A 22,745-nucleotide genomic window follows, 5' to 3' on the forward strand; every position below is an offset into this window, starting at 1 on the left:
GTGCCCAGCCATGGACCGCAGCAGCATTGTCAAAGTCATCGCGTTGATGGTGACAGGATTTGGCATCGGTATCGATTTTACCGGTGCCCTCATGCTGGTGCCTGCAATCGAAAACGGCTTTGACGCCGATATCACCAGCACCCAATGGGTTCTGAACATCTATGCGTTGTTTTTTGCCATGACCATGGTCGCAGGCGGGCGGCTTGGCGACATGTATGGCCACCGCAGGATGATGCTTTTTGGCTTGTCGATCTTTCTGTTTTCCTCGGTCATGTGCTTTGTTTCGCCTAGCCTTGACTTCCTGATCGTTGCACGTGCGTTGCAAGGTATTGGCGCGGGATGCGTCTGGCCTTGCACTTTGGCGTTCGGGGCAACCAAGGTGTCGAAGCCTGAGCATCGGGCGTTGGTGATGGGGCTTATTCTGGCGGGTGTGACGACCGGTAATGTGTTTGGCCCGATGATCAGCGGGCTGGCTGTGAACCTGGGAGAGTGGCGGTACTTCTTCCTCGCCAATGTCGTCTTTTCCTGCATTTCGATGGCCACCGCGCTGATCCTGATGGAACGGGAAACCCATCACAAACAGGGTGAGCATCTCGACCTCGCCGGAATGGGTGTATTGTCCTTTGCCGTATTAATTCTGCTTTACGGTCTGGATGTGGGCGCGGATTGGGGGTGGACGTCCGTACCGTTGTTGATGCTCTTTTTCATCAGCGCTGCGCTATTCATTCTGTTCCCGAAAGTCGAGCAACGCGTAACAGAGCCACTGCTTTTACCGCAGATGATGCAAAACCGCGAGTTTCGCATCACCCTTGGCCTGAACATGTTCAACGTGTCCGCGGCTTTTGTGGGGCTGCTGTATTTCCCGCAATACATGCAAAAGGTGCTGGGCTGGTCCACGTTTGAATCTGCACTGGGGTTGGCACCGCTAACCGTGTTGCTCGCGGTGGGGTCAGTCGTTTCAGGCACGCTTTACAATGATTTCGGCCCCAAGCGGTTACTGTTTTGGGGGTACCTGATTGCCACGATTGGGGCTGCGACGATTGTGGTGATGCCCAGCGATCTGGGATACTTTCGTATCCTGCCCGGCATGGCGATGATCGGACTGGGGGCAACCCTGACCGTCGGACCGTCCGGCACGGCTGCAATGTGTGCAGTGAAGCCGGAACGGGCTGGGCTGGTCGGCGGTCTGAGCTTTATGACCCATCTGGTTTATGGCGCAATTTCTGTCGCGTGTGCCACGGCCATTATGTACGTCGTCAGCCTGTCTGAGCTTCGCCAGTATGTGGTTGCTTCCGGTATCAAGTTGACGGAAGCAGAGCTTCGGGCGATCAATGGCGGAACACTTGATACGCCGTCCGCCCACGCGGTTATCAGCCGGTTGTCATCCAGCGAAGCAGAGACGGTTCATCGGGCATTGTCGGCAGCGTTTGACAGCGGGATGAGTATGGCTTTCGTCTTTTCAGCCTTATCGGTCTCGGTCGGTCTCGTTCTGGCGCTGCTTCTCGATGAAAAGAAACTGCACAGGATCGAAAGCTGAAGCCGGTCAGAAAGGGCTGCGACATGCGCAGCCCCTACAGTTTACTGTGACGGCCCGTTGGGGTTGAAGGCCGACAGCCCCTTCAGGATGTCGATAGCATAGGCCAGCTGGTAATCCTCTTCCCTCAACTCAGCCGTCGCCTCAGCCTTGGCGCGATCTTCTTCGATCTGGCGGATCTCATCTTCGCTCAGGCTGTCATTGTTGAGGCTGCCCCGCAGATCGGCCTCGGACCGCGAACGGGCGTTGGTTTCTTCCTCTTCCGGTTCAGGCGCCGGGCGGGGTTGTTCCACGATAATATCAGGGCTGACACCCAGAGCCTGAATCGACCGCCCTGATGGGGTGTAATACCGGGACGTGGTCAGGCGCATCGCACCATCACCCCGCAGCGGCATCACCGTCTGAACCGACCCCTTGCCGAAGCTTTTGGTGCCGACGACGATAGCGCGGCGATGATCCTGCAAGGCACCGGCAACGATTTCGGACGCTGAAGCCGATCCGCCATTTATCAGCACGACAATGGGTTTGCCTTCCGCCAGATCTCCGGGCGCAGCGTTGAACCGCTCACCCTCTTCCGGGTCCCGTCCACGGGTCGACACGATTTCACCTTCGTTCAGGAACGCATCCGAAACTTTTATGGCCTGTGTCAACAGTCCGCCGGGGTTGTTGCGCAGGTCCAATACGACACCATTGACCTTGTCGATGCCACCGGCTTCTTCGATCTGTTCCCGCAACCCTTCCTGCAGGTTTGGGAAGGTCTGATCATTGAAGGTCGTTACGCGCAGGACGACGCTAGTGCCTTCGGTGCGCGCACGAACGGCGGTCAGCTTGATCGTGTCACGGATAATGGTGACATCGAAGGGATCAGGCTCGCCTTCGCGCACGACGGTAATGACAATCTCTGAGCCGACCGGACCACGCATCAGATCCACCGCTTTGTCCAGCGTCAGGCCCAGAATGCTTTCTCCATCCACATGTGTGATGAAATCGCCGGCTTCGATCCCGGCCTCGTCAGCGGGTGTGTCATCTATGGGAGACACGACTTTGACAAAACCGTCTTCCTGCGTGACCTCAATGCCCAGCCCACCGAACTCGCCCCGAGTCTGCACGCGCATCTGTTCGGCATCATCGGGCGAAAGATAACTGGAGTGCGGATCAAGAGAGGTCAGCATGCCATCGATAGCAGCCTCGATCAGTTCTTCGGGCTCAACCTCTTCGACATATTGTGCACGGATGCGCTCGAAAATGTCACCGAACAGGTCAAGCTGTTCATAGACGCTGGCCTTGTTCACGGCCTCTTGCGCCAGCAGGGGGCCTGCGATCTGCGTTGTAGCAAGAATGCCTGCCACCGTTCCGGCCATACCGGCCATCACAAATTTCTTCATACTCGTTTATCCATCCTTGTCGGTCCGAAACCACGTTTCCGGGTCCACCGGGCTGTTATCTTCTCTTACCTCTATATAGAGCGTTTCTGGGCGATCAGTTCCAGTGCCATCACCGCTTGTTGACAATATTGCGCCGATTTCCGGCGTTTCACCCGGCATCAGACCAACCGGAGTGCCTTTTGGGATCACCTGCCCGGGGTGACCATAGACCTCTTGCAAGCCCGAAAACACGAACAACAGGCCCGGTTGCGGCTCCAGAATGACCAGGTTTCCCAGATCCAGCAATGGCCCGCGATAGCGGATCGTGGCCGCGGTTGGGGATGTTACAAGCGCACGGGAACGAGTGCCGATAACCAGACCTGCGCGGGTAACCCCTGTCGCGTCCGGCTCACCTGCCTTCCGAAGCACGACGCCTTGAACTGGCAAAGCGATCTGCCCTTTCTGGTCCAAGACGCTAGCGTCGGATTCCATGATCTCACCTTCCGAGATTTCTGACAGGCCGCTTGCGAAGCCATCCAGAGTCTCGGTGGATGATATCAGAATGGCCGTGCGCACCGGGTCTTCAACAAATCGACGCGGCAAATCAGTGCGGTCGGCAATCGCTTCACTCAACCGTGTGCGGGCCTCTTGCACACCGCTCAGCCCTTCTGTCAGAGTTTCCGAGGCGCTTTGCTGCAGAAGGCGCAGTGTCTGAACTTCGTTCAGGTCCTGTGCCAGCGCTTGCGCTTTAGCGTTGAGACCAGGCGTGACCTCAGACAGTATCATTCCGGCCCGCGCCGCGCCCAATGGGCCTGAAGGGTGCAACATCAGCACCGGCGGGGCGGTCGTTTCAATGGTCTGCAAAACGCCAAGCAATTGCCTGACATCCTTTTCGCGCACCCTCAGTTGCGCGCTCAGTTGCGCTTCGCGCGTCGCAGCTTTGCGCAGTCCATTCCGCATCGCGCTTAGCCCGGCCTCATAGGCCTGTATCGTTTCGGTCAACGCGCGCACCCGATCCCGGGCACCTTCGGCTTCAGTCAGAGAGATAGACGCCTGTTCCAGCATCTCTGCGGCTTCAAGTGCAGCCTGGGATGAGTCAGTCTGGGCCAGAGCCTGCAAGGTTGACAGCAAAAATAGTGCAAGGGCGGTCAGCCTCATGACAATAGGCTTTCTCCGGTCATTTCTGGCGGTTTGGGCAGGTTCATCAAGTCAAGCAGCGTCGGCGCCAGATCAGACAATCGACCTTGACGCAATCGCGCCCCTTCAGGTCCGCCAACCAACGCAACGGGCACTGGGTTCAGCGTGTGCGCCGTATGTGCACCACCGGTTGCCGGATCAACCATCACTTCACAGTTTCCGTGGTCGGCGGTGATAATCATTGCACCGCCTGCCTTTTCCAAGGCAGCAACGACCTGTGCCAACCCTGTATCGACAGCCTCACATGCCTTGATCGCAGCTTGCAGATCGCCGGTATGCCCGACCATATCAGGGTTGGCGTAATTGGTCACGATCAGGTCATACCCTTGTTCAATCGCCTCGACAAACCTGGCTGTGACCTCAGCCGAGGACATCTCGGGCTGCAAGTCATAGGTCGCGACTTTAGGTGACTTGGGCATACATCGATCTTCACCCTGTTCCGGGGTTTCCTTACCCCCGTTCAGGAAAAAGGTTACATGGGGGTATTTTTCAGTTTCAGCCAGCCGGAATTGACGTAATCCCTGCTTAGCCACCCATTCCCCGAGCGTGTTCTCAATCGCCCGTTTCGGAAAAACCGTGGTCATGTATGCGTTGTGACCGTCCGAATAATCCACCATACCCAGCAGCGCCGACAGTTTTGGCCGCGGCCCGGTTTCGAACTCTGCAAAGCCCGGTTCACCAATCGCGCGCAGAATTTCGCGAGCGCGATCTGCTCGGAAATTCAGACAGAAGAAGCCATCTCCGTCGACGACGCCTTCGTAACCTTCCAGTACGGTTGGCGTGATGAATTCGTCAGACTCCGACTGGTTGTAGGCGTGGTCCACGGCGCCATGTGCGGTGTTGGCCGCCCTGCCCTTGCCGTTGATCATCGCGTCGTAAGCTTCTGATACCCGCTCCCAGCGATTGTCGCGGTCCATGGCGAAATAGCGACCGCTCACCGTGACAACGCGGGCACCCTCGGGCAGCCGCTCTTCCAACCGGGACAAATAGGTCAGCGCAGATTTGGGGGCCACATCGCGCCCGTCGGTAACGGCATGAAGGGCGACAGGAACGCCGGCGTCCGTAATGGCCCTGGTTGCAGCTATGATGTGGTTCAGATGCCCATGGACACCACCGTCCGAGACCAACCCCATAAGGTGAGCCGTCCCCCCGGAGGCTTTGACCTTGGAAATAAAAGCCTGCAGGGCCTCATTGCCAAAAAATGAACCGTCTTCGATGGCCAGGTCAATCTGACCCAGATCCATGGCAACAACGCGACCTGCGCCGATATTGGTATGGCCTACTTCGGAATTACCCATCTGCCCGTTGGGCAAACCCACATCAGGGCCGTGCGTTACCAGCGTGGCGTGCGGGAACTTGGCCATGATCGCGTCAAAGGTCGGAGTGTTCGCCAGTAAAGGCGCATTCGCCTGCTTGTCGTCAGACAGGCCCCAACCATCAAGAATACACAGTACAACTGGTTTGGGGGTGGACATTGAAATTCTCCGATTACTGCTCTTGGGTCATCTTCTACCGTCTGGCTGGCAAGGGGTGAACCGTCTTTGCGTTAATTTGCGCAGAATTAATCAAGCCGCCGGGTGCCCAAGATCTCCCGCTGGAAGACAACGAACCCCTGAACAACTCGATTAAAGGGCCTCATGTTTTGTTCGATGAAAACGCGGACAAAACTAATCTTTTAGGTAGCTTTTGTATGGCTGCGCCATGCGGTCGCGATACTTGACCGTCAGTTCCAACGGCGTGTCGTTTTCGTCGTAAATACCGATCATGATTCCTGTACCCCCACTTCGCGTCCGCACATCGACCAACTGCTGTTCGGATCGGGTAGTGCGCTGAGACGTGCGCCGCGCCCAGGCGAACAGGTGATCATACATCTGCGCGATAACATCCGAATGGTCCGCGCTTTCACCTAAATCGATCAGCTCATCCGGGTCGTTTTTCAGATCGAACAGGATCGGCCTGTACCCACCTTCGCAATGGATGAGCTTCCACTTTTCATTCGCGACCATGAACATCACCGCATCGCGAACAGATGCGTTCAGCCGCTGCGCGATCGGAGACGCGGAATAGTCGTACTCGCAGATTGCGACCGTTCGGGGCGTTTTGTCGGACTGACCATGCAGGATCGGCAGCAGAGAATACCCCTCGAGAATATGACCGGCTTTTCCACCGCCTGCCTGTTCCAGAAACGTTGGCGCCAGATCGATCGACTCGACCAGCGCGTCGCAGGTGGTGCCGCGCGTGAGGTCTGCTTCAGGTGACGGATCATAAATAATCAGCGGCACTTTGGTTGAGGCATCGTGGAAAAACGTCTTTTCACCCATCCAGTGGTCGCCCAGAAAGTCGCCATGGTCTGAGGTCAACACGATCATCGTGTCGTCCATCCGCCCGGTTTTCTCCATCCAGTCGAACAGGCGACCCATCTGGTCATCAGCTTGTTTGATTAGCCCCATGTAAGCTGGGATCACCGCCTCGCGGACATCCTGACGCGAAAATGCCTGCCCGACCTTGGTGTCCATAAAGGCCTTCAGGACGGGGTGTGCAGTCATTCGCTCGCCCTCAGAGCGGACCACGGGCACAACATGCTCTGGTCCATACATCGAAGCGTAAGGTTCTGGCACAACGTAAGGCCAGTGCGGCTTGATATAACTGAGGTGACAGCACCATGGTCCTTCATGGCTTTCCATGAACTCGATCCCACGGGTCGTCAGATATGGAGTTTCACTGTCCTCTTCTGCAATGTTTGCAGGCTCGGATGAATTCTTCAGGAACCAGCCTGACAGAACATTGCCATCGGCATCCAGACCGGAATTGGCAAAGTCATGCCAAGGGTTGTCGCTCTCGTATCCCTTGTCCGCAAGGTATTGGTTGTATTTCTTTGCCCCGTCCGGATCATAGAACCCATCCGGACCCTCGGCACGCAACCCGTCATCGCGTTCGAACACGTCAAACCCGCATTCCGCCACGCGGGCACCGATGACGCTGTCGGGCTCCAGCCCAAGACGGGCCATCCCCTCGGCATCCGCGGCCATATGTGTCTTGCCAACAAGCCAGCAATCCATTCCCGTTTTGCGCAGGTGGTCGCCCAGCGTGATCTCGCCCACTTTCAGAGGGATGTTGTTCCATGATGCACCATGGGAATGCACATATCGTCCGGTATAGGTCGACATACGTGAACTGCCGCAAATCGGGGACTGGATATAGGCGCGGTCAAAGCGGACACCGCGCGCGGCCAGACGATCGATATTCGGAGTGTGCAGATGTGGATGCCCATAACAGCTCAGATAATCCCAGCGCAGCTGGTCGAACATGATGAACAGGATATTCTTTGCCTTGGCCAACGCGACGCCTCTCCGAAAGTCATGGGGACCTAGTTAGCCATTTCCGCCCGCAGAGCGAAGAAAAACTTGCTTCAGGTCTGCTGTTCCATTTGTTCCAGCATCTTCCTGGCACGTTTGCATTGCAATTGGTCGCGCAGCGGGCTGTCCGGGTCAACATCTTTCTGGCACACAACGCACTTATCAGCGCCCGAAATCGCGTTCAGGCCACCACAGCTGCCCTTGATGGTCTTACCCATCAGTATGACACCCAAAGACATACCGACCATAACAAGTGCCAGCAGAATAAATGCCAGAATAAAAGTGCTCATCTTGGTCCCTGCCTGTCAGTTGGTTCCCAAAGCGTCTTTGAACGCGGTGCTGTGCGACGTAATATAGGCATCTTCGCCGCCTGTCACATCCCGCGAAATGAAGTACACGGCAAGTTTATGCTTTTCCGCAATGTCCATTCCCTTCTCCTGACCCAAAGCCAGCATGGCTGTTGCCCAGGCATCCGCCAACATAGCGTTTCCCGCCAGAACCGTGACAGAGGTCGTGCGATGTGTGATCGGGCGTCCCGTGGTCGGATCGATGATATGCGAATAACGCACACCGTCCTGTTCGAAGAAATTTTTGTAATCACCCGAGCTGGCCATGCCACGATCATCCAGGGAAACGATCAATTGAATGCTCTGAGTGCCCGTTTCAGGCTTTTCGATGCCAATGCGCCAGGCTTCGCCCTGCTCATTCTTTCCCTTGGCGACAAGATCACCGCCGATCTCGACAAGGTAATCGTCGATACCGGCATCCTGCAAAGCGCCGGCAACCGCATCGATGCCATAGCCCTTCGCAATCGCCGACAGGTTGATGCCCACTTGCGGATCAGATTTTGACAGAGTGCCAGATTCGGTGTTGAGCGTCAGCAAACTGGCTTGCCCGACGCCGCTTAACGCGGCCTCGATTTCGGCATCCGATGGCACCGGATCCTCGGGCTTGCGCGGGCCAAAGCCCCAAAGTTCGATCAGCGGGCCCAGAGTTACGTCAAAGGTCCCACCGGTTTTTTCGTGCACGTCATTGGCTGCCGAAAGGACCAGCGCGAGTTCGTCTGAAACCGGAACCGGGGCTGTGCTGGTTGAAGCCGAAAAGACAGAAACCTCGGACTTTGGATCCCAGTTGGACATTTTGGCGTTGACCTCGGCCAGCGTCTCTTCGACCGCGGCGGCCAATGCGGCCTCATCAATATCTTCACCGATCGCGGTAATATTGAAGGTCGTGCCCATTGTTTCGCCCGACAGACGAACCACCTCGGGTTCCTTGTCGAACAGACAGCCGGAAAGGAGGGTGGCAACGGCCAGTACAGGCATAAGACGCATCGGTCGATCTCCGGGAAATTCTGTGCCCGGCATATGCCAGTGGCCCCGGCCAGAGTCAAACTGCGATCACATCTTTAGCGGCAGGAATCCCAGCACCAACAGGCCGACCCCCGCCGGCACGCCAAAGAACCACGCACGTTTTTGCCAACCCGGCGGCTGCTGCTTCCACTCCATGCGAAAATTGTGGCCGCATACGACAACCGCAAAGAAGATCAATGCCGCTATGGGTGGAGTAAGATAGAGTTCACTCAATAGCTTAAACGTCCTTTCCGGGCCCGCGTTTTTGCCGATCCGCGCAATTGCACCCTATACAGGTCGTTTAGCTGCGCTAAGGTGAAAGGGAAAGACTTTGCAAGAACCACAAGGAGATTGCCCATGGCTCCAACCTCTTACCAGTCGCCCTCGCGCGGCGACAAGGCTGACAAGACGACGTACAGCCAGTCAGCGGAATCGAACCTTTCGCACTCGCAGACAACTGTGGCCAAGCTGCTTGAAGGTAAAGGGGACGCGGTTTTTTCGGTGCGCCCAAACGACACCATTCATTCTGTGGTCAACACGCTGAAGGAAAAACGGATTGGCGCTGTACTTGTGACGGATCAGAACGGGGTGTTGCAGGGGATTCTGTCAGAACGGGACATTGTCCGGCGGATGGCAGATACACCCGGCCAGACCCTGCCGCAATCGGTCGAAGACCTGATGACCAAGGACGTAAAGACTTGCACACCCGATGATCTGCTGAATCAAGTCCTGAAAACAATGACCGAAGGCCGTTTTCGCCATATGCCGGTGCTGCGCGACGGTAATTTATGCGGCGTTATCACGATCGGAGACGTTGTCCACTTCCGCCTGAAAGAGCTGGAATACGAAGCCCTTCGCATGAAGCAAATGATCGTCGGTTAATCGTCCATTGTTCAAACGGTTGAGGTGAACCGAACGCAGCCGGTGTTGATCTCGGCGGCTGTCAAGCGACCCGAAGCGAAAGCTCCTGTGTCAAGAGACACCACCCGGTTCTTGACCCGGGGAAGGTCTACGATGGTGTGGCCATGCACCACCCATTGGCCATCGCTGCGTGCGAGCCTGGGAAACATGGGATGCCCCCAGAGGCAAATCTGTGGTTCCTGGACCTCAACCGGCTGTCGGGGGTCCAGGGCCGCATGAACAAATGTGACGTTGCCGCTGGTCCAGGCCAGGGGCCGATCGGCAAGCCAGTTGAGCAGGCTTTCTCCCATCTTCAGGCGAAGGTCATCCGCCAACTTTTGAACCTGCTGGTTTTCATTGGTATTTTCAGGCGGTTTTAGCCCGAAAGACGCCAGCGTTTGCACGCCCCCGTTTTGAAACCAGAGCCGGGCATTGCATTCCGGCACATCCAGAAATCGCAATAGCATCTCTTCGTGGTTTCCAAGAAGACAGTGAACACGACCTTCTGACGTCTCGCTCAGGTGACGCAGATGGTGCAATACCTGTGCGCTGTACGGCCCCCGATCGATGTAGTCGCCGACAAAAACCAGCGAGCACTGATCGTCCAGCCTGGGCAACAACGCCTGCAGCAAGTCCAGACGACCATGAATATCGCCCACGGCCGTCACTTTCGCAGCCGGAGCGATGTCGCAAGGCACTGTATCCGTTGTCTGCCCCGGTGCGCGGTCGAACCGCCGTCTGATCCAGTTCGTAATCATGCACGTTGATCCCTACCCTTCTCGTCAATTGGCGGCAATGAACAACTGATTGAATCGGCAAAGAGTTGACCAATGACGTCGGGATGTCCGATATGACTTTCGAAGTGGTCAAAAGTACTTGCCCCGATACCAGGGACAAAGTCTTTTGATCAGCAATAGTCATGCAGGGCGTATTGAGGGTTCTATGAAACGGGTTTTGATTACGGGCTCTGCGGGGTTCATTGGGTTCCATCTGGCGAAACTGTTGTTGGTGGAAGGGTACCGCGTGCATGGCTACGACGGGATGACGGATTATTATGACGTGGTCCTGAAGCAGCGCCGCCATCAAATTCTGCTTCAGACACCCGGCTTTACGGCAACCGAGGATCGGTTGGAAAACTATGATCGGCTGCTGCAGGTCGCCGAAGAATTTCAGCCGGATGTCATTGTTCATCTGGCGGCTCAAGCCGGTGTTAGACACAGTTTGGAACACCCCCGCAGCTATATTGAATCAAACGTCGTTGGAACTTTCAACGTGATGGAAATTGCGCGTCAGCATAAGGTGGAACATCTTTTGATGGCATCGACCTCATCGATATACGGTGCCAACGAAGAGATGCCGTTCACCGAGACGGAAAAAGCCGACACCCAACTGACCATCTATTCCGCGACAAAGAAGGCGAATGAGGCGATGGGGCATTCCTACGCGCATCTGTGGGACTTACCGACGACAATGTTCCGGTTCTTCACTGTCTACGGCACTTGGGGACGGCCCGATCTGGCGTATTTCAAATTTGTTGCAGCCATCCTGGATGGCCGCCCGATCGATATCTACAATCACGGTGACATGTATCGGGATTTCACCCATGTCGAAGACCTTGTGCGCGGGATCAGATTGCTGATCGACGTGCCTCCGGTACGGCCAGCCAGTCGTGATGACATCGTGGACGGTGACAGCCTGTCACCCGTCGCGCCCTACCGCGTCGTAAACATCGGCAACGGAGACAAAGTGCGTCTGATGGATTTCATCGAAGCCATCGAGCAGGCCGTAGGAAAGAAAGCCGTGAAGAATTTCATGCCGATGCAGTTGGGTGATGTTTACGCCACTTGGGCTGACAACAGACTGCTACAACGACTGACGAACTATCGTCCACAGACAGAGCTGAGTGACGGTATCGCTCAATTCGTCGCGTGGTATCGGGACTATTACGGAAAATAGCGCGGGCCAGCCGCCAATTGAAAAAACCGGCGTGTTCAACGCCGGTTTTTCTTTGTTTCTTACCCACCAAAATCGTCGAGCATGATGTCTTCACGGTCCACGCCCAGATCCAGCAGCATGTTGATGACCGATTGGTTCATGATTGGCGGACCACACATGTAGTATTCGCAATCCTCGGGCGCGGGATGGTTCTTGAGGTACTCTTCAAACAGAACGTTGTGGATAAAGCCAGTATAGCCTTTCCAGTCATCCTCGGGCTGTGCGTCCGACAAGGCGACGTGCCAATCGAAATTGTCGAACTCTTCGGCCAATTGGTCGAAATCTTCAACAAAGAACATCTCTTTCTTCGACCGCGCACCGTACCAGAAGCTGATCTTGCGATCACGGTTTTCCAAACGCTTAAGCTGGTCAAAGATGTGGCTGCGCATCGGCGCCATGCCCGCGCCACCGCCGATAAACACCATCTCTTTTTGGGTTTCGCGGGCGAAGAACTCACCAAAGGGACCAGAGATCGTGACTTTATCGCCTGGTTTCAGGTTGAAGATGTAAGACGACATCTGACCCGCCGGAATACCCTCTGAGCCCGGAGGGGGCGAGGCGACGCGGACGTTCAGCATGATCATGCCTTTTTCATCTGGATAGTTGGCCATCGAATAGGCGCGTTCGATCGGCTCATTAACGACCGAATCGTACTGCCACAGGTTGAAGCGATCCCAATCCTCACGATATTCTTCTTCCACGTCGAAATCGGTGTATTTCAACTGGTGCGCCGGAGCTTCGATCTGGATGTAGCCACCAGCGCGGAAATTCACATCCTCACCTTCCGGAAGGTCCAGGGTCAGCGCTTTGATAAAGGTCGCCACGTTCTCGTTCGAACGAACGGTACATTCCCATTTCTTAACGCCGAAAACTTCTTCCGGAACTTCGATGTCCATGTCCTGCTTGACGGCAACCTGACAAGACAGGCGATCACCACACGACGCTTCGCGTTTCGTGATATGGCTTTCTTCGGTTGGCAGGATCGACCCGCCCCCCGAATGCACCCGCACTCGACATTGCGCGCAGGTGCCGCCGCCACCGCAGGCCGAAGGAACAAAGAGCTTCTCGGCAGCCAATGTCTGTAACAGCTTGCCACCTGCTGGAACGGAAATGGTCTTTTCGCCGTTGATCGTGATGTTGACGTTGCCAGTCGAAACCAGCTTGGATCGGGCGGCCATGATGATGGCCACCAATGCCAGAACGATTAAGGTGAAAAGAGCTACGCCTAGGGTAAAGGTTTCCATCAACGCCCCCTTACAGTTTCACGCCTGAGAAGGACATGAAGGCCATAGCCATCAGACCTGCGGTAATGAAGGTAATGCCAAGACCTTGCAGGCCATCGGGGATGTCCGAATATTTCAGCTTTTCCCGAACTCCGGCCATTGCCGTGATTGCCAGTGCCCAGCCAAAACCGGAAGACAAGCCATAAGTCGCCGCCTCGGCAAAGTTGTAGTCACGCTCCACCATGAACAGAGACCCGCCAAGGATGGCGCAGTTTACTGTGATCAGCGGCAGGAAGATCCCCAGCGCATTGTAAAGCGGTGGGAAGTACTTATCCAAAACCATCTCAAGTATCTGCACCATCGCCGCAATCACACCGATATAGGAGATCAGGCCAAGGAAGGTCAGGTCCACATCCGGGAACCCTGCCCAGGCCAGCGCGCCCGGCTTGAGCAGATAGTTCAGCAACAGGTTGTTGGCAGGTACGGTGATGGCCTGAACAACCATGACCGAAATACCCAGACCCAGCGCGGTTGATATTTTCTTGGACACGGCGATGAAAGTGCACATGCCAAGGAAAAAGCTGAGCGCAAGGTTTTCGACAAAGATGGCCTTTACGGCCAGTGAGATCAGACCTTCCATCAGTGGGCCTCTACCTGCTGAATTTTGTATTCACGCTCTTCCACCTGGTTCGGCTTCCAGGTGCGGAAGGCCCAGATGATCAGACCGATGATGAAGAACGCCGAAGGCGGCAACAGCAGCATGCCGTTGGGCACGTACCAGCCGCCGTTGTTGACGGTTTCCAGAATCGTGATTCCGAACAGCGACCCTGCCCCAAAAAGCTCGCGAATGAAGCCGACCAGCAGCAGGATCAGGCCATAGCCCATTCCGTTGCCCATCCCGTCGATGAAGGACGCAACCGGGGGATTCTTCATCGCAAACGCCTCCGCGCGACCCATCACGATACAGTTGGTGATGATCAGGCCGACAAAGACCGACAGGGTTTTCGAAATCTCAAACGCATAAGCCTTCAGGATCTGATCCACGAGGATCACCAGCGAGGCGATGATCACCATCTGAACGATGATCCTGATCGAGCCTGGGATCTGGTTGCGCAGGCATGAGATGAAGAAGGACGAGAAAGAGGTCACGAAGATCACCGCAAGCGCCATTACCATCGACACTTGCAGCGATGATGTCACCGCCAGTGCCGAACAGATACCAAGCACCTGCAAGGTAATCGGGTTGTTGTCGACAAGCGGGTCGACCAGCATCTCTTTTTTGGTCTGGGACATCAAATCTCTCCTGCTTGCAGTTTGGCCAGGAAGGGACCATAGCCCGCATCGCCCATCCAGAATTTCACAAGGTTATCGACACCGACCGACGTCAGCGTGGCTCCCGCCAGCGCATCGACATAGAAATCTGGTCCGGCTGAGGGCTGCGATTTGGCAACGGTGATTTGCAATTCACCTGCTTCGTCGCGCAGCTTTTTACCGTTCCACAATGCTTTCCAGCGTGGGTTGTCCACTTCGGCCCCAAGGCCCGGTGTTTCACCATGCTGATAGAATTGCAAGCCGTAGATATCGTTGCCGTTATTCTCAAGCGCGATAAAACCATAGAGCGTCGACCACAGACCATAGCCGTGCAGAGGCAGGATCACCTTGTCCAGTTCACCTGCGTCATCGCGCAGCAGATATATAACGCGGTACTTGGATTTGCGTCCGATACCGGCGGGGTCGTTGTCCAGCGCGACGCTCATCTCTGGATCGCTGGCGGCGGCGATGTCGTCAAACGTGGTCGGATCAAACTGATCATCGACGAACGCACCGGTGGACAGTTCCAACACATGTGGTTCGAACGCGGCAAAAGCCTCTGTTACGTCGATGCCGGGCTCGAACACGCCCGCAACTTGCAGAACGTTCACCTGTTTGTCCTTCAGGCGGTTGGCCTCTTGCACCGGGCGCAGACTGACTGCGGCCGCGGACACTACCATTGAGGCGACCAGACAGACGGCAACGGCGATGAAGATCGTCTTGCCAACTGAATCCGGCGATGCCGCCAGAAACTTGGCCAATGCGCCCTTGGGTTCGTGGGATTGCGTATCAGACATGGCGACGCGCCCTCCGTTTGATGTTGGCTTGCACGACGAAATAGTCGATCAGCGGTGCGAAAACGTTCCCGAACAGGATTGCCAGCATCATGCCTTCGGGGAAAGCCGGATTGATCACACGTATCATCACGACCATCACACCGATCAGCGCGCCGTAGACATAGCGACCCACATTGGTGTGGCTGGCCGAAACCGGTTCCGTCACCATAAAGGCCAGGCCGAAAGCGTAACCTCCCAACACGATATGCCAGTACCATGGCATCGCAAACATCGGGTTCGTGTCCGATCCGATCAGGTTCAGCAGCAGGGTAAAGCCGATGGTGCCCGCCAGACAGCCCACAATCAGGCGGTAGTTGGCGATCTTGGTCATCAGAAGGAAAGCCAGACCGATCATGCAGGCCAGTGTCGATGTCTCGCCAAAACTGCCCTGGATTTGGCCGAAGAACGCGCTCGACCACGTGATGCCGTCAGCAGCCAGGGCCTGCACGCCGTCAGCAGCCGATACCGCCAGAGCCGTTGCGCCCGAAAACCCGTCAACCGGGGTCCAAACCGCATCGCCCGACATCTGCGCGGGGTAAGCAAAGTACAAAAAGGCCCGTCCAACCAATGCCGGGTTGAGGAAGTTCTTACCCGTTCCACCGAACACTTCCTTGCCGATCACAACACCGAAGATGATGCCCAATGCGACCTGCCAAAGGGGCGTGGTTGCAGGCATGATCAGCGTGTACAGCATTGATGTAACAAGGAAACCTTCGTTCACCTCATGCCCGCGAACGGTCGCGAAAATGACCTCGAAGATGCCGCCTGCCACCAGCGTGACGATATATATCGGCAAGAAGTACATCAGCCCGTGCATGACATTGGCAAAAATGCTGTCCGGGTTCAGCGAAATGCCAAATACCTGCAAAATCGCGATCCGCCAGCCGGTAGCCGAGTCCGACCCAAGCTCAGCAATGGCTGAATTGGCCTGATAACCGGTGTTCCACATCCCCCATAAGATACAGGGGATCGTCGCGATCACGACGTAGGTCATGATCCGCTTCATATCCACGTAAGACCGCGCATGAGGGGCAACGGTGGTCACAGTTTTCGGAGTGTAGATAAAGCTTTCCACCATCTCGTAGATGGGAAAAAGCTTCTCGTACTTGCCGCCCTTGGTAAAGTTCGGCTCGATCCGATCGAAGAAGCTGCGCAAACCCATTTGGATCAGCCCTCCTTTTCAATCTTGGCCAGGCAATCGCGTAGCGCCAGCCCGTATTCATATTTCGCAGGACAGGCGAAGCCCACAAGACCGAGATCTTCTTCATCCAGCTCCAGCGCGCCCAGAGACTGGGCCGTGTCCGTATCCATTACAAGCAGTGCCCGCAGCAATTGAGTGGGCAGATAGTCCTGCGGCATCAGTTCTTCGAAAACACCTGTCGGCACCATGGCGCGACGACCGCCGTTCAGGTTGGATGTGAACGCATACAGCTTCTTGGCAAATGCAGAACCCAATACAGGCTGGACCGAGTATTTCGACGGCATCGGACGAATCCAGCCCAATGGGATTTGATCGGGGTCTTCACGGATAATGCTGATCTGACGTGCAAACCGGCCCAGATAAGCTGTCGGGCCATCAGCGTGTCGGCCCGACAGGATCGAACCCGAAATGATCCGAGGTGTGCCGTCCAAATTGACTTCGTCGCGGGTCAGATCGTCAGTTGATGCGCCCATCACTGTACGGATCAAACGCGGTTGACGCGCACCGGGCCCCGTCAAAGCAATCACTATATTCGGATCCAGATGGCCGGTCAGCATCAAGCGGCCAATGGCGATGACGTCCTGATACCCGATGGTCCAGACCTGCTTGTCACCTGCAAGAGGTTCGAGGAAGTGAATATGCGTTCCAGCCAGCCCTGATGGATGCGGGCCTTCGAAAGATGCAGTTTCGACACCGGCGACATCTGTGCCGGGTATTGCGTCGCCTTCCTTTTGGCAAAGATGGGTTTTACCCTCGGTCAGCGTGCTGACCGCGGCCAACCCGGCAGCAAATGCTTCCGGTGCCTCCGCAAGGATCAAGGCAACATCCGCAGCCAGCGGATCACTATCCATTGCGGTGACAAAAATTGCATCCGGTTTGACGCCGGGCTCCGGCATTTTTGAATAGGGCCGCGTACGGAACGACGTCCACAGACCGGCGGCGCACAGTTTGGCGGTCACGCCTTCAGCGCTTTCAGCATCCCCTACGCCCGAGAAATCCATACCAGCGTCATTGACGTCGGACACTTCGATCACAACGCTTTGCAGCACCCGGCGGGCACCACGGTTGATCGCGACGACCCTGCCACTGACCGGTGCGACCATCATCGCGTCAGGTGCATCCTTGTGACAAAACAGCGGCGCGCCACGTGCAACACTGTCGCCTTCCTGCACAAGCATCTTGGGTTTCAGGCCGATGTAGTCACCGCCCAAGACGCCTACGGTCGAGTATTCCGGGCCCGGGTGAATGGTCTGGTCAGGAGCGCCTGCCACTGGCAGATCCAGCCCTTTTTTCAGTTTGAAAGTTTGCATGTTGCTACGTTCTTCCAAGCCTCTTTTCTGCGCCAGCTCTGCCAACGCCCTTTCGGGGTCATGCAATAGCGCGGTTTTCTCGAACCTCCGTCGCAAAAGCGTCGAAAACGGTCCAAAATCCGCAGGCGTATTTCCGATCAAGGACCCTTTACGCGGGGAAGTTCACAAACGCAAACCTGTTACCGCCAAAAGTTAAGAATGAACCACACAATCCTGCAATTTACCGATCAAACCTACCGAATCCGAAGCATACAATTGTATGTCGCGCCCACCCAAGTTCCAGTGTAAGCAACCGGAATGGAAAAAGACACAGATTTGGAAATCTTTCTGGTTGCCACCCCAGGCCTTGAAGCACCTCTCGGTGACGAGGCGCAATCGAACGGATTCGCAGGGGTCAGAACCGTACCAGGTGGCGTGTCATGCCGGGGGTCGTGGCCCGAGGTCTGGCGTGCCAACCTGATGCTGCGAGGCGCCAACAAGGTTCTGGTGCGACTCGGCAGTTTCCCCGCTGTGCATCTTGCCCAATTGGACAAACGTGCACGCAAATTCCCTTGGGGTGATGTCTTGCGTCCTGACGTGCCGATCAAGGTGGAGGCCACCAGCCGCAAATCCAGAATTTATCATGCGGGTGCAGCGCGTCAGAGGATCGAGCGGGCAATATCCGAAACATTGGGCGCTCCGATTTCATCCGACGCAGGGCTTCGGGTCTTGCTCCGAATCGAGAAAGACATTTGCACGATCTCCGTCGACAGTTCTGGCGAGCTATTGCACAAGCGCGGCCACAAGGAAGCCATTGCCAAGGCTCCGATGCGAGAAACAATGGCCGCAATGTTCCTGAGAGAGTGCGGCTACTCGGGCGACGAACCCGTACTGGACCCGATGTGCGGGTCAGGCACATTCGCGATCGAGGCCGCCGAGATCGCTCTGGGTCTGCGTCCTGGCCGCTCCCGTAGTTTTGCATTCGAAGAACTGGCGGGTTTTGATCCTGATCAGTGGCAAAAGATGCGAAGGGAAACGAATACGGCAGACTGTGCCCTTACCTTCTACGGCTCGGATCGCAACACCGGCGCAATTGATGCTGCGACCGCCAATGCTGAAAGGGCACAAGTCGGTGCTTGGACACGGTTTCGACAGCATTCCGTCAGCGACATCAAACCACCCGAGGGTCCTTCGGGGCTGGTCATTGTCAACCCGCCATATGGAGCGCGAATTGGTGACGAAAAACGCTTGCGTTCAGTCTATGGTGCCATGGGAAAAACCCTGATGAACCGGTTCAGGGGATGGCGCGTAGGCGTAATCACCAGCGCCCCCGGGCTTGCTCGGGCCACACGCCTGCCATTGCTGGCACCAGGACCGGTAGTGGACCATGGAGGAACCAAAATTCGCCTGTACAAAACCGATCCCTTGTCGTGATTGCCGAATCGGGTTCCGCCCAAATTCTTTTCGATTTTTGAGACCGAGTGATCCGGGTGTCCCCATTACAAAAACCTCTTGCGCATCAGCAGCACCGAGTATAGATCACCCGCCACGGTCGGAGTGTAGCTCAGCCTGGTAGAGCACTGTCTTCGGGAGGCAGGGGTCGGAGGTTCGAATCCTCTCACTCCGACCAATAAAAAAAGGCGCCTGAGGGCGCCGTTGTTGTTTTTAAGACAGTGACCCGAGGTTCATTGAACCTGAGCATTAGTCGAACTCCAACGCATTGGCAGCTTTACGTAGGTGCTCGGGGCTATAGCGTGCATAAACAGACGCGGTGATCCGAGAGTCTGAATGACCGAGAAACTGAGCGATCTCATCCATCGGAGTGCCTGCCTCCGCCATATGAACCGCAGCTGTGTGCCGCAGCACATGTGGTGACACATCAGGCAGGCCCGCCGCGACTGCTGCTGCCTTGAATCCCTTCTTACTCGACTTCACAGGTCCACCTGCCCATTCAACGACATAATCGGACAAAGCGGCTTCAATGTGACCATTACTAGAGCAGGTTTGGACCGTCCGGATACTGCGGCGCCAGAACGCATCCCCTTTATCATGCGTGGGGAAACCTAGGACTTCGATATTCCAGGGATCTGGCGAACGGGCTTGAGCGAGGCGCTGAGCCATTCCTCGCCCACTTGCGTGATCGGGCCCATTGTTCGCAACTCAAACCCATCAAGCAGATCCAGCTGTTGCTGGTCTCCATTTTTTTAAACCCGAATTGTCCCTTCGACTCACGCTCTGGCCAACCACAACAGAACCAATAACTATGGCTGCTCCTGTAGACTGAGTGAGGCTAAGCGTTTGTCCCAAGTATACCCAGCCGAGCACGACAGCTGTAACAGGACTCATCATGCCGAGCATCGAGACTGCACTGGGGTCCAGGCGCGCTATGCCACGAAACCAAAGAGCATAGGTTGCTGCAGCACCAATCAACCCAAGCCAAATAAGGCCAGCGGCATTTGTCGCGCTGAGCGCAGGGAGAGGCGGCTCAAGAAACAGTGCGACTGGCAGCAGTATCAAACCACCGGCTGTTAATTGCCACGCTGTGAAACTAAGCGCCGAGACCGGAGGTTGCCATTTCCGGCTGAGAACAGTGCCAGCAGCCATTGACGCGGCTCCTCCCAAACCTGCTGCTATACCGATCCAATCAAGTTGTGCTTCTGGTCCGATCAGCAGCAGGGAAACACCCATTACGCCAGTCGTGGCGGCGCCAAGTGCACCAAGTCGGATTGGGGTTCCCAGCCATCCCCACGCCATCAAAATCACGATCATTGCTTGCAACGATCCCAGGGTGGCTGCCACACCACCAGGTAACCGATAGGCAGCAACGAAGAGGAGCACCCAGAACAGAGCGAAATTGAGGCTGCCTAAGACGAAAGTTCGACCGAGCCATTCGCGTGGTGGAACGCAGCGCGTCACTGCAAGCAACAACAAGCCAGCTGGCAGAGCTCGTAACGCAGCCAGGGTAATCGGATAGCCAGCCGGGAGCGCTTCCGTAGTTACCAGATAAGTGCTTCCCCATACCGCTGGGGCGAGTGAAGTGAGAAGAATATCGGTTGAGCGTGACATTGTATGTCTCCCGGCTGAGGCGTTTGAGAATTTGAGTGAGACGTCAGAGGCGCGCGGGTTACGCTGCTTCCGCTTGCAGGTTTGATCCAGCGAGGCACGCTGCAATCCTTGCAACATGAGCACCCTGGAACCGCGCTCCTGCCAGGTCAGTTTCGGTAGGCGAGCGGGAACCATCAGCACCAGCGATCGTTCCGGCACCATACGGTGCGCCGCCAATGATTTCTTCTGATGTAGTCTGGCCAGCAAATGTGTAGGGCATTCCGGCAATCAGCATCCCAAAGTGTTGAAGCGGGACTTGCGTTGTCAGAAGGGTTGCCTCGTGCCCGCCATGTTGCGAACCCGTAGACGCAAAGACCGCACCAATCTTACCAACCAGCGCATCCCTGGCCCAAAGCCCGCCAGCCTGATCGAGGAAGGACTTCATTTGGCCAGCCATCATGCCAAATCGGGTCGGTGTTCCTAAAATTATTGCGTCATAGTTTTCCAGATCTGCCGGCAAGGCGACAATATTATCATCATCGACATAGCCGGCCTGCTGGCGGACTTCTTCAGGGACGGTTTCGGGCACACGCCGAACGTCAACTTCGGTGCCGGGAACACTTCTGGCGCCTTCAGCTTCGGCATCGGCCAATGTGCGGACGTGGCCATAGCTTGAATAGTAGAGAACGAGAATACGTGACATAGGATACCTCTCAGGGCTGTGACTTGTTCCCTGAGAGAATGGAATTTGTTGCGCCGCCAATTAAGTCGCGCTCTTTGACATCACTCTTTACCTGTATTGAACAATGTCACGATCTGAGAGCCAGGCGCAGATGATCAAGAAAGGCTGTGACCTTGGCGTCCATTCCCAAGCGAGATGCCGTAACGGCGAATACTTCCGGCGCGGGCAGTTCGTGGTCAGGAAGAACTCTCACCAAGGCTCCGCTGGCTTCAGGAGCATCAGAAACGAACTCGGGCAGAGTTCCAATACCCTGCCCCGCTATCAGCAGATCACGCAAAACGAGGCTGTTTCCAACCCTCACACGCGGATCAAGTTCCAATGATGTGACGCCGTCGGCGGCCGAGAGCTTCCAACTCGTCAAATGATCAGCAAGCAAAAAGCCGATGATTGCGTGGGTTTTCAGATCCGCCGGCTGGGTCGGTGTCCCGCATCGCTCCAAATAGTCTGGAGACGCAAATATTCTTTGCCGCATCACGCCGATCCGTCGGGCAACAAGTGCCGAATCCGGCATGGCAGCACGGATACGTATCGATAGATCGAACCCGCCCTCGACCATATCGATCACCTTGTCGTCCATCGAAAGCGTAAATCGCAAATCGGGATAGGTTTCCAAAAAATCAGGAAGCATCGGTGCGATAACGGTTTGGCCGAAGGAACTTGACGCATTCACCCGAAGGTGCCCACGCATCGCTTTTGCACCTTCCCTGATGGTCTGTTCCGTTTTTTCGACGGCGTCGAGTATTCCAATTGCATCTTGGTAATAGAGACTGCCGGTGTCAGTCAGTGACATAGATCGGGTCGTTCTGGTGAGGAGGACGGTTCCCAGACTTTCTTCCAGAAGCTTGATTTCTCTGCTGAGAAGCGCGGGAGAAACACCAAGGTCTTCTGCCGCACGGGCAAAACTACCGCGTTCAACGATACGGCGAAAAGCTTGCATCACTGACAGTTTGTCCAACTCCTGGCCCCCGAGCAGTTTTTTTGACCCGCCCAGTTGGGCGTAACGAACTGCAAGTTATACTACCGCGAGACTGGTGCGAAGGGGCGACACGCCTGTGTTGCTGGTGTTGATCTCCGGGCGGTTGCCAGAAAACAAACATCGCTCTATTTTCGATGAGGCTAGGAGTTACAGGCAATGGCAAAATCTAAGAATCCGCATACACCGAAAAACGTTCCAAACCGGTCGAAAAATGAAAAGTCGGATCGCCCTGTCGAGAGCAGACCGATACCGGTTAGCGACGCTGTTAGTGAGCCAACTCAACAGGAAAGACTCATGGCGATTGCAAAAGATGCGGAACGACGCCTCAAGGGTTCAATGAAGCTACTCTCTGTCCGTCTTCAGAGTTTTTCGGAGAGCTGAGGCGTTTTCGTAACGGAGGCTCTGGTTCGATTTCTGTTTGAGTTTA

22 protein-coding genes and 1 tRNA gene are annotated in these 22,745 nt (G+C 55.9%); 5 read left to right on the plus strand and 18 right to left on the minus strand.

The window, feature by feature from the left end; translation table 11 throughout:
• The first annotated feature begins 10 nt into the window (after positions 1 to 10).
• Complete coding sequence (locus AC2FLP_RS09180; RefSeq protein ID WP_496682803.1) at positions 11 to 1,537, plus strand: MFS transporter; 1,527 nt, start codon at positions 11 to 13, stop codon at positions 1,535 to 1,537.
• A gap of 41 nt (positions 1,538 to 1,578) precedes the next feature.
• On the opposite strand, the gene AC2FLP_RS09185 is transcribed toward AC2FLP_RS09180, so the two are convergent.
• The 7 genes from AC2FLP_RS09185 to AC2FLP_RS09215 all read right to left on the minus strand — a co-directional run bounded on the left by AC2FLP_RS09185 (position 1,579) and on the right by AC2FLP_RS09215 (position 9,034).
• Complete coding sequence (locus tag AC2FLP_RS09185; RefSeq protein ID WP_117873126.1) at positions 1,579 to 2,919, minus strand: S41 family peptidase; 1,341 nt, start codon at positions 2,917 to 2,919, stop codon at positions 1,579 to 1,581.
• 6 nt (positions 2,920 to 2,925) lie between these two features.
• On the minus strand, positions 2,926 to 4,056 hold the full coding sequence (locus AC2FLP_RS09190) for a murein hydrolase activator EnvC family protein (protein WP_117873125.1): 1,131 nt from the start codon (positions 4,054 to 4,056) through the stop codon (positions 2,926 to 2,928).
• Complete coding sequence (gpmI, locus tag AC2FLP_RS09195) at positions 4,053 to 5,570, minus strand: 2,3-bisphosphoglycerate-independent phosphoglycerate mutase (RefSeq protein ID WP_299897960.1); 1,518 nt, start codon at positions 5,568 to 5,570, stop codon at positions 4,053 to 4,055. Before gpmI ends, AC2FLP_RS09190 begins: the two co-directional genes overlap by 4 nt.
• Before the next feature lie 192 nt (positions 5,571 to 5,762).
• Positions 5,763 to 7,433: a sulfatase-like hydrolase/transferase gene (locus AC2FLP_RS09200; protein ID WP_496682798.1), complete on the minus strand. Its 1,671-nt coding sequence runs from the start codon at positions 7,431 to 7,433 to the stop codon at positions 5,763 to 5,765.
• 71 nt (positions 7,434 to 7,504) lie between these two features.
• Complete coding sequence (nqrM, locus tag AC2FLP_RS09205) at positions 7,505 to 7,741, minus strand: (Na+)-NQR maturation NqrM (RefSeq protein WP_117873122.1); 237 nt, start codon at positions 7,739 to 7,741, stop codon at positions 7,505 to 7,507.
• Between the two features lie 15 nt (positions 7,742 to 7,756).
• On the minus strand, positions 7,757 to 8,773 hold the full coding sequence (locus AC2FLP_RS09210; RefSeq protein ID WP_496670975.1) for an FAD:protein FMN transferase: 1,017 nt from the start codon (positions 8,771 to 8,773) through the stop codon (positions 7,757 to 7,759).
• Between the two features lie 75 nt (positions 8,774 to 8,848).
• On the minus strand, positions 8,849 to 9,034 hold the full coding sequence (locus AC2FLP_RS09215) for a hypothetical protein (protein WP_496682796.1): 186 nt from the start codon (positions 9,032 to 9,034) through the stop codon (positions 8,849 to 8,851).
• Between the two features lie 123 nt (positions 9,035 to 9,157).
• Between AC2FLP_RS09215 and AC2FLP_RS09220 the strand changes: the two genes are divergently transcribed.
• Positions 9,158 to 9,682: a CBS domain-containing protein gene (locus tag AC2FLP_RS09220; RefSeq protein WP_496682793.1), complete on the plus strand. Its 525-nt coding sequence runs from the start codon at positions 9,158 to 9,160 to the stop codon at positions 9,680 to 9,682.
• An 11-nt stretch (positions 9,683 to 9,693) separates the two neighbouring features.
• Here AC2FLP_RS09220 and AC2FLP_RS09225 read toward each other — a convergent pair whose 3' ends face one another.
• Positions 9,694 to 10,458 (minus strand): metallophosphoesterase family protein, encoded by a 765-nt coding sequence (locus AC2FLP_RS09225; protein ID WP_299897946.1) that lies wholly within the window; start codon positions 10,456 to 10,458, stop codon positions 9,694 to 9,696.
• A gap of 184 nt (positions 10,459 to 10,642) precedes the next feature.
• On the opposite strand from AC2FLP_RS09225, the gene AC2FLP_RS09230 reads away from it, so the two are divergent.
• Entirely contained in the window at positions 10,643 to 11,656 is a 1,014-nt protein-coding gene (locus AC2FLP_RS09230; RefSeq protein ID WP_496682789.1) for an NAD-dependent epimerase/dehydratase family protein, read from the plus strand.
• A 59-nt stretch (positions 11,657 to 11,715) separates the two neighbouring features.
• On the opposite strand, the gene nqrF is transcribed toward AC2FLP_RS09230, so the two are convergent.
• The 6 genes from nqrF to AC2FLP_RS09260 are packed head-to-tail and all read right to left on the minus strand — an operon-like array spanning position 11,716 to position 17,576.
• On the minus strand, positions 11,716 to 12,939 hold the full coding sequence (gene nqrF, locus AC2FLP_RS09235; RefSeq protein WP_117873116.1) for an NADH:ubiquinone reductase (Na(+)-transporting) subunit F: 1,224 nt from the start codon (positions 12,937 to 12,939) through the stop codon (positions 11,716 to 11,718).
• Between the two features lie 10 nt (positions 12,940 to 12,949).
• Entirely contained in the window at positions 12,950 to 13,558 is a 609-nt protein-coding gene (nqrE, locus tag AC2FLP_RS09240) for an NADH:ubiquinone reductase (Na(+)-transporting) subunit E (protein ID WP_050603817.1), read from the minus strand.
• Complete coding sequence (locus AC2FLP_RS09245; protein WP_117873115.1) at positions 13,558 to 14,211, minus strand: NADH:ubiquinone reductase (Na(+)-transporting) subunit D; 654 nt, start codon at positions 14,209 to 14,211, stop codon at positions 13,558 to 13,560. Before AC2FLP_RS09245 ends, nqrE begins: the two co-directional genes overlap by 1 nt.
• Positions 14,211 to 15,026, minus strand: coding sequence for a Na(+)-translocating NADH-quinone reductase subunit C (locus AC2FLP_RS09250; RefSeq protein WP_496682785.1), 816 nt, complete (start codon positions 15,024 to 15,026; stop codon positions 14,211 to 14,213). The genes AC2FLP_RS09245 and AC2FLP_RS09250 overlap by 1 nt, the downstream gene beginning before the upstream one ends.
• On the minus strand, positions 15,019 to 16,227 hold the full coding sequence (locus AC2FLP_RS09255) for an NADH:ubiquinone reductase (Na(+)-transporting) subunit B (RefSeq protein WP_117873113.1): 1,209 nt from the start codon (positions 16,225 to 16,227) through the stop codon (positions 15,019 to 15,021). Before AC2FLP_RS09255 ends, AC2FLP_RS09250 begins: the two co-directional genes overlap by 8 nt.
• 5 nt (positions 16,228 to 16,232) lie before the next feature.
• A complete protein-coding gene (locus AC2FLP_RS09260) occupies positions 16,233 to 17,576 on the minus strand; it encodes a Na(+)-translocating NADH-quinone reductase subunit A (RefSeq protein WP_496682782.1) in 1,344 nt (447 codons plus the stop codon).
• Positions 17,577 to 17,873: 297 nt separating this feature from the next.
• On the opposite strand from AC2FLP_RS09260, the gene AC2FLP_RS09265 reads away from it, so the two are divergent.
• Both AC2FLP_RS09265 and AC2FLP_RS09270 read left to right on the plus strand, forming a co-directional pair.
• Positions 17,874 to 18,989 carry a THUMP domain-containing class I SAM-dependent RNA methyltransferase gene (locus AC2FLP_RS09265; protein ID WP_496682779.1) on the plus strand — a complete coding sequence of 372 codons (1,116 nt, stop codon included), beginning with the start codon at positions 17,874 to 17,876 and terminating at the stop codon, positions 18,987 to 18,989.
• A 119-nt stretch (positions 18,990 to 19,108) separates the two neighbouring features.
• Positions 19,109 to 19,185: transfer RNA gene (locus AC2FLP_RS09270), tRNA-Pro, on the plus strand.
• 71 nt (positions 19,186 to 19,256) lie between these two features.
• Here the strand turns inward: AC2FLP_RS09270 and AC2FLP_RS09275 are convergent.
• From AC2FLP_RS09275 to AC2FLP_RS09290, 4 genes are all read right to left on the minus strand, one after another.
• Complete coding sequence (locus AC2FLP_RS09275; RefSeq protein WP_496682776.1) at positions 19,257 to 19,676, minus strand: tyrosine-type recombinase/integrase; 420 nt, start codon at positions 19,674 to 19,676, stop codon at positions 19,257 to 19,259.
• A 48-nt stretch (positions 19,677 to 19,724) separates the two neighbouring features.
• Entirely contained in the window at positions 19,725 to 20,621 is an 897-nt protein-coding gene (locus AC2FLP_RS09280) for an EamA family transporter (RefSeq protein WP_496682774.1), read from the minus strand.
• 58 nt (positions 20,622 to 20,679) lie between these two features.
• The gene (wrbA, locus tag AC2FLP_RS09285; RefSeq protein WP_496682771.1) at positions 20,680 to 21,303 is read right to left on the minus strand and encodes an NAD(P)H:quinone oxidoreductase; all 624 of its coding nucleotides are present in this window, start codon (positions 21,301 to 21,303) and stop codon (positions 20,680 to 20,682) included.
• A 106-nt stretch (positions 21,304 to 21,409) separates the two neighbouring features.
• Positions 21,410 to 22,297, minus strand: coding sequence for a LysR family transcriptional regulator (locus tag AC2FLP_RS09290; protein ID WP_496682768.1), 888 nt, complete (start codon positions 22,295 to 22,297; stop codon positions 21,410 to 21,412).
• Between the last annotated feature and the right edge of the window lie 448 nt (positions 22,298 to 22,745).

It is taken from the genome of Ruegeria sp. CDSA141 (genome assembly GCF_059612005.1).

Excerpts from the sequence above, each read along its gene's own strand:
- wrbA (WP_496682771.1), bottom strand. The coding sequence starts at position 21,303 with ATGTCACGTATTCTCGTTCTCTACTATTCAAGCTATGGCCACGTCCGC.
- AC2FLP_RS09255 (WP_117873113.1), bottom strand. The coding sequence starts at position 16,227 with ATGGGTTTGCGCAGCTTCTTCGATCGGATCGAGCCGAACTTTACCAAG.
- AC2FLP_RS09280 (WP_496682774.1), bottom strand. The coding sequence starts at position 20,621 with ATGTCACGCTCAACCGATATTCTTCTCACTTCACTCGCCCCAGCGGTA.
- AC2FLP_RS09230 (WP_496682789.1), top strand. The coding sequence starts at position 10,643 with ATGAAACGGGTTTTGATTACGGGCTCTGCGGGGTTCATTGGGTTCCAT.
- AC2FLP_RS09210 (WP_496670975.1), bottom strand. The coding sequence starts at position 8,773 with ATGCCTGTACTGGCCGTTGCCACCCTCCTTTCCGGCTGTCTGTTCGAC.
- AC2FLP_RS09250 (WP_496682785.1), bottom strand. The coding sequence starts at position 15,026 with ATGTCTGATACGCAATCCCACGAACCCAAGGGCGCATTGGCCAAGTTT.
- AC2FLP_RS09180 (WP_496682803.1), top strand. The coding sequence starts at position 11 with ATGGACCGCAGCAGCATTGTCAAAGTCATCGCGTTGATGGTGACAGGA.
- AC2FLP_RS09245 (WP_117873115.1), bottom strand. The coding sequence starts at position 14,211 with ATGTCCCAGACCAAAAAAGAGATGCTGGTCGACCCGCTTGTCGACAAC.
- AC2FLP_RS09225 (WP_299897946.1), bottom strand. The coding sequence starts at position 10,458 with ATGATTACGAACTGGATCAGACGGCGGTTCGACCGCGCACCGGGGCAG.
- nqrE (WP_050603817.1), bottom strand. The coding sequence starts at position 13,558 with ATGGAAGGTCTGATCTCACTGGCCGTAAAGGCCATCTTTGTCGAAAAC.
- AC2FLP_RS09220 (WP_496682793.1), top strand. The coding sequence starts at position 9,158 with ATGGCTCCAACCTCTTACCAGTCGCCCTCGCGCGGCGACAAGGCTGAC.
- AC2FLP_RS09260 (WP_496682782.1), bottom strand. The coding sequence starts at position 17,576 with ATGCAAACTTTCAAACTGAAAAAAGGGCTGGATCTGCCAGTGGCAGGC.
- nqrF (WP_117873116.1), bottom strand. The coding sequence starts at position 12,939 with ATGGAAACCTTTACCCTAGGCGTAGCTCTTTTCACCTTAATCGTTCTG.
- AC2FLP_RS09190 (WP_117873125.1), bottom strand. The coding sequence starts at position 4,056 with ATGAGGCTGACCGCCCTTGCACTATTTTTGCTGTCAACCTTGCAGGCT.
- nqrM (WP_117873122.1), bottom strand. The coding sequence starts at position 7,741 with ATGAGCACTTTTATTCTGGCATTTATTCTGCTGGCACTTGTTATGGTC.
- AC2FLP_RS09265 (WP_496682779.1), top strand. The coding sequence starts at position 17,874 with ATGGAAAAAGACACAGATTTGGAAATCTTTCTGGTTGCCACCCCAGGC.
- AC2FLP_RS09275 (WP_496682776.1), bottom strand. The coding sequence starts at position 19,676 with ATGGCTCAGCGCCTCGCTCAAGCCCGTTCGCCAGATCCCTGGAATATC.
- AC2FLP_RS09185 (WP_117873126.1), bottom strand. The coding sequence starts at position 2,919 with ATGAAGAAATTTGTGATGGCCGGTATGGCCGGAACGGTGGCAGGCATT.
- gpmI (WP_299897960.1), bottom strand. The coding sequence starts at position 5,570 with ATGTCCACCCCCAAACCAGTTGTACTGTGTATTCTTGATGGTTGGGGC.